Origin of the sequence: Limnothrix sp. PR1529 (assembly GCF_002742025.1) — a bacterium.
Lineage (GTDB): Bacteria > Cyanobacteriota > Cyanobacteriia > CACIAM-69d > CACIAM-69d > CACIAM-69d.
On sequence record NZ_LIRO01000012.1, the window covers coordinates 121,746 to 127,905 of the forward strand.

At 57.6% G+C, this 6,160-nt stretch carries 1 protein-coding gene, 1 pseudogene and 1 riboswitch; of the genes and pseudogenes, one reads left to right on the plus strand and one right to left on the minus strand.

Annotated features, from left to right (window positions below; genetic code table 11):
• Positions 1-618: 618 nt before the first annotated feature.
• Positions 619-763: riboswitch (cobalamin riboswitch) on the minus strand.
• 82 nt (positions 764-845) lie between these two features.
• On the minus strand, positions 846-5,618 hold the full coding sequence (locus AMR42_RS03115; RefSeq protein ID WP_099532009.1) for a CHAT domain-containing protein: 4,773 nt from the start codon (positions 5,616-5,618) through the stop codon (positions 846-848).
• 357 nt (positions 5,619-5,975) lie between these two features.
• Here AMR42_RS03115 and AMR42_RS21025 point away from each other — a divergent pair.
• Positions 5,976-6,160, plus strand: a pseudogene (locus tag AMR42_RS21025) (hypothetical protein); the annotation flags it as partial.

Consider the following 6,160-nt stretch of genomic DNA (forward strand, 5'->3'; position numbering starts at 1 on the left):
TGACACCGCCATTGAGGGGTGCTCGATTGAACAGAGCACCTGCCGATCGGCTAGGCAAGTCCGCGCGATGTCAAAGGATGAATGTTGAAACCAAGTCCTGGGCGACAAACAGACCTAATCCAGCCAAGATGCAGCGAGTGTGGGCATTACTCTGAGGTTGCCTAAGTCTCGCTTTGGGGGCTGAGTCCACAAGATTGGCGGTTGTGCCCCTGTGCTGGAGCTTGTCGCTGGTGAGAGCGACGAAGGTTGAGTTCGATGGTTGAGTTTGTCGGTCTTTTTAGTCCCGCTGACACCAAGTCCCGCTGATTTTGACGGGGCGATCGGGTCTCTCATAATCTGGAGAAATTCCAGATTGCAACCAGCGATCGGGCAACCTGATAGTCAGTCCCCGGTCATCGTGGTTGGCCCTTGCCATTGGGTAGAAACTGGATCGCCCTAGCGGTCAGCTCTTTGAGGGAATTAGGATCCACGCCCGCCTGGACTTAGAAGTTTGCCGGACAGGCAGGCACGATCAAGGTGCTGAGCTGAAATGTTGCGCTGTAAGAGCTTGAGGACCCAATTTTCTGGGGGTCGTCAGCAAAATGCTGTAGGTTCATCTGTACCTCGCAGATGTGTGGGGCTTTGTAGGACTGAATCGGCGGGCATTCTGACTCGGAGAAACGCTTCTCCTTCACAGCTGCGGGACAGTGCCGGATTTACACCGAACTTTCCCCGTTACCTCTAGCGGCTGCTCCCCGCTAGAACCGACTCGGTGCAGTATAGCATCGTTTCTCCAACTTTCGGCGCTGGTGAGATGGGAATTCATCAATGCTCACCTTTTGGGCAGGAGTCTATTGGAGACTGAACTATCGGGTGTCGCCAATCAGGGTGAAGGCGGCCCAGTCGATCGGGTCGGGATATTCCTGAATGGTTCTTAGGGTGGCTTGGCGCAGGGCCGCCGCCTTGTCCATTCCTTGCCCCAGGAATTGATAGAACTGGGTCATTAGGAAGGCGGTGGGTGCGTCGGGCACGGCCCATTGGGTGACGATCGCGCTGGGGGTTCCGGCCGCCAGGAGCGATCGGGATAGGCCCACAATCCCATCACCGGAAATTGCCCCCTGGCCAGTGTTGCAGGCGCTGAGAACGACTAACTGCGCCTTCAAGTCCAGGTTCAGCAGTTCTCGGGCGGTCAGCCAACCATCATCCCCTGGGCTGTTGCTGGGGGCTAGGGCGATCGCGCTGTCTAGGCCATGTTTCGCATCCAAAATTCCATGGGTGGCCAAGTGGATCAGGCTGGCTTGCTCCATTTGCCCGAGGACGGCGGCTTTGGTGGCTTGGGATCCCAACAGGGGCCGAGCGTTCAACATGTGGGCGATCGATTGGGCTTCGATTTCCGCATTGGGCAGCGGGGCCAATTGCGATCGGGTGTTGGTTCGGCTGCTGGGCAGGCGCGGCATGGTTGGATTACCCACGATCAAGGGGCGATCGGTCAGGGCTGTTCCTTCCTGACGCAGGCGCTGGGCCTGGCGTTGGGTGCGATCGAGCACTTGAATTGAAGGAGCCATGGCTAAACTGTGGCGCTCGATGAGATATCGGCCTTGATCATCTTGCAGGGCAGAAAAGGGCACCAGGAACAGATCCTGCTGAGGCATCACAATCAATCGATCGCCCGGTTGGGTGGGTAACCATTCGGCGATCGGCTCAATCAACAGGCGATGGAGCTGGCGCAAACCGGGGGTGATCGATCGCCGGTTGCCGTTCACCGTGGACTGGGCCGATCGGCTGGCGGTGCGTGTTCCCAAAAACAACCGCAACAGGGGAATTTGATCGCGTAGGGTTTGGCTGTTGGGCAAGGGCACTTGGCGAAAATGCACCTGTCCTGAAGGCTGCACCACCCAAATATTGATGGCTAAGTCGAGGAGCTGGCGTTGGCCCTCGTGGTCTCGGGTATCCCGCTCGATCGCGTAGGAAATCAGCGTGGCGGACTGCTCGCGGGCCACCCGCTGAATTTGCCCTAGGTCGATCGAGTCCGTCAATTCCGATGGGTTGGGAGTTGGGGCCGATCGCGCGGCGGATCGTTCGCCCCATTGGCTTTCTTCCGCCAACAGTTTCAAGAGGGCTTGGGCCCGACCCCGTTCATTGGCCAGCAGGGCTTGTTCCGGTTTTTGGGCCGCAATCAACACCGTTTGCAAGGTGCTGTAGGTGGTTTCTTGGGTTTCAAAAATCGCCAACCGGGCCCCATCGCTGGTCAGGTTTTCGCGCACCTGTTCCCAAGAGGCGATCGCCCGTTGCAGATAATCCGTGGCCGCGTCAAAGTCTTGGAGTCGATAGTATGTATCTCCCAGGTTAGACAGGGCCCGCGCCGTACCGTGGCGATCGCCCAAGGCCTGCGACAGGGCCAGGGCCTTTTGTTGAACCGTGGCCGCAGCCCCATAGTCCCCTTGGGCATAGTAGGCCAAGCCCAAATTATCGAGGGTGCGAGCGATCGCCGGTTGATCGTTCGCCTGTTCCGCCAGGGCCAAGCTGGCCTGATGGGCTTTCACGGCCGCTTCGTAGCGCGTCGCTTGGTAATCCAGCAGGCCAATTTGGGTGAGGGCGCGGGCTTGGTTGCTCAGATCCTGATGCTGCTGGGCGATCGCCAAGGACTGTGCAAAATAGGCGCGGGCTTGCTCCAGGTTTTGTTGATTGGTCGCCATTAGGCCCAAGTTATTCAGGATATTGCTTTCCAACGTGGGCGCAGGGTTCGATCGCAACAGGGCCAAGGCCTGCTCATAATGGGCGATCGCCTCTGGATATTGACCCAAAGCCCCATAACTACTGCCCAGGTCGCTTTCCGCGATCGCGGCCAACAGGGGCTGATCCGTTGCTAAATCACGACTTTCGCGATGGGCCAAAATCGCATCGCCATATTCACCCGCTTGGTAGTGGGCCCGGCCCAACCGCTGCAAGGCCACCACGATCGCCTTGCGATCGCCACTGCTGCGGGCCCGCTCAAGGTCTTTGCGTTGGCAATCTAACCAAACGGTGTTGTCGCAAAGGGCCGCTTGCAGGGTTTCGGCCCGCAAGGCTTGCAGATTCAACACTTGCCCTGGATCGGTTACTGGGCCGTTGGCGGGGATTCCCGAGGGATTTGTGCTCTCCAAACCGGGCGATCGAGACCCCAACAAGGCCGTTTGGTTAATCGCCTGGTTGGCTTGGGAATTCACCACGCCGGCCGAATGCGCCAGGTTCGAGCCACCCTCTCCAATTGCACCACTGTTAGGTAAGGGGTTACTGCTCACCGGTAGCCCCGTTGCCAAGGTTCCCACCATCGAGTTGTTGGCCGCATCCGTTATCCCCGAGGGCGGAACCAAAGGTGCTGCATTGGGGGACTGGCCGGAAGAAGGCGCGATCGACAAATTCGTGGATGTGGGAACTGCACCGGTCACAGGGGCCGCATTGCCAGCAACGCCGTTCACTGATGCCGGGTTCGCCGCAAAGGCAGCGGAGGCCAGATTCGCCCGCTGCACGATCGAATCGGAACTAATGGCCGCGCTTAGGTTATTGCCAATCAGGTTCGTATTCCCAGCATTGGCAGTTCCCGCCACTGGGCTACTCCCCCCCGCACTCACCGGTTGTTCAGTGGTGTTGGCCAAGGTGGACTGCACCAACCCATCCACATTGGCGGCCCAAGGAGCCGAAATGGGTGCCTTGCCGGTAGAGAAATGGATTCCTTGATTGGTTGGTGTCAATAAGCCACCAAAGTTTGCTCCGTCAAGGCTGATGTTGACCGTAGCCACCGTGAATGAAGGGCCAGTGTTCCCGGTATTAGCGGTGTTGGAATTGTTGTTCACCACGATCGGCTTCACAGGCAAGAAAGCAGATCGATCGTCCTCATCCTCTGAATTGGTGGAATTGGTTGTGGTTGAGTCCACAGGGGCGATCGGGATCAAGCTAAAGGAAGTGTTCAGGCCGCTAACGGTGGTGTTGGTGGTGCTGGAATTGGAGCCAGTTTGCATGGGAGCCACCGGAATCAGCGACACTGAACTGCTCAGGGTTGGATTGGTACTGGGGGGATCGTTGGTTGTGCCGGGAATCAGGGTAATGGATCCGGGGTTGATCGTGCCTGTTGTCCCTGTGCTCGTGCCCGTTGTCCCCGTGCCCGTGGGGTTCAAAGGAACGACAGGGCGTAGGGTTGTGGAGCCAGTGCTGGTGCTGCTGGAACTGGTGCTGCTGGGTGAGGGCGTAGTGGGTCTGGTGGTGGTGGTAGCAACCACGGGCGAGGAAATGAAGGGAGCGCGGTTGATGCGGGCGGGTGTGGAGCCGAAGGCGAGGGTGGTTTGACCATCGCGATCGCTGAAGATCGGTTCAAAGACCGTGCGAAACAGCACCCGATCGCCCGTTGGTTGCGTCACAAACAATTGACCACCCGTGCGCAGGGGCAAATTCCCGGCGATCGCCCCTGAACTCACTAAAAAAAGATTGTGATCACTGATGATACCGCTGTCGGGGTGGTGCAAGCCGTATAGATCTACCTGCCGATCGCCCCAGAGGGTCAACTGTCCCCCGGCGCTCAACCGCAAAGGATTTGTGGGATTGTCGCGCCCGATCGCCGCTTGTCCCGCCAGCAAATGTAAATCGCCCGTGGTGCTGAGCTGACTAGACAGCAGCAGCAAGTTATGGGCCGCCGACAGGGTGGCCGTTCCGGCCGTGGCTGACTGCACCGCCACATCACCCGCCGCCAAGGGGCCCTCAGAATGGCCGATCGAAACCGTGCCATCGGGCCGCACCGTCAAGGCATTGGCCGTGACCGGTTGCCCCGCCAGCAGTTCCGGAATGGTTCGCGGGGCGATCGGGCCCAACGCCAAATCCGCACCGGGCCGCCCCCCGATCGGCAAATCCAACGCCAGCACCGACCCTTCCGGCGTGAACCGCACAAAGCGATCGCCCGGAACCGCCGCCACCATCAGCCGCCCCCCCGGAGCCGACAGGGTTCCCACGCTCAACACCGTGCCCCCCACCAAACTCAAGCTTTGGCCCGTTGGCACAGCCAGGGCCGCCCGGTTCAAAATTCCTGCCGGTTGCGACAGGGCAAACGCCAGCCCCGTTGGATCGCCCAACAAATTCGTGTATTGATTGGCTCCCGTCGCTTGGAACCAAAATTCCCCAGACTCACCAAAGCTCACACCCGTGGCCGTGGTGGCCGTGAAGGAAGCGGGCACATTCAGCCGAGCATTGGGCCCAAACACCAAACCCGCCGGATTCACCAAAAACAGATTGGGGTTGCCACCGCTGACCTGGATGAGTCCATCAATTCGCGACGGATCGCCCCCCACCACACGCCCCAGAATGTTGCGCAAGTCCGGCGTGGCCAGGAAATTCGCAATTTCCTGGGTGTTGAGATTAAACCGTTCAAAGCTGTGGAACAGGTTGGCCCCATCGCTCGATCGACTGCCACCGCTGATATCTAAGCGATCGCCCTGGGGAGTCACCACCGTGCCCGTGCCGTCGGCCGCCGGGGCGATCGACTGGGCCCAAACCGCCCCCGAGTCAGCACCCAGGCTCCCGATCGGCCAAAAACCCGCAATTCCCGCAATTAAACATCCCCCAACGCCCACCCCCACGAAGGAGCAGCCACCTAAGTTCCGCAAGACATGCATGGTAAGGACAACAAGCAGTGAGTAGGAGTCAGATCCAGCGAGATCAAGACGCAAGCAAAATTAAGATGCCATCAAATCGCTGAAGTTTCTGGAGAGCTGCTCAACAAGCAACATACCCATTTTTCGCAAGAATTTGATCCCAGACGCTCCCTGGCCAGTCTAGAACATTCGTTTATGAAATTTAGAAACGATGCAGGCTGTCCAAGATCCGGCTCTGAATCCATTCAAAAACTGATGAAACCGTCAATTAAATTACTGACCAAGTTCTATTATTGATTTTTCTCATTACAGACAAAAACGCCGAATTTTTCATTCGCAATTCTTTAACGCAATGAATATCAGAACCAGAAGTGTTGAATGACAGATTCAGGTTATAAAAAAGGGGTAAGAAGATGTAATTCTTACCCCAAACAATCAAAAAGTAATACACCAATGTTACGCTCATTCTCTCAAATCGTCAAACCTATTCTCAAAAGCTTACCTGAGCATGATTACCCAGTGCTCAGCAGTCGGAGATTTTTTGAGATCTGGTTGACCTTCAT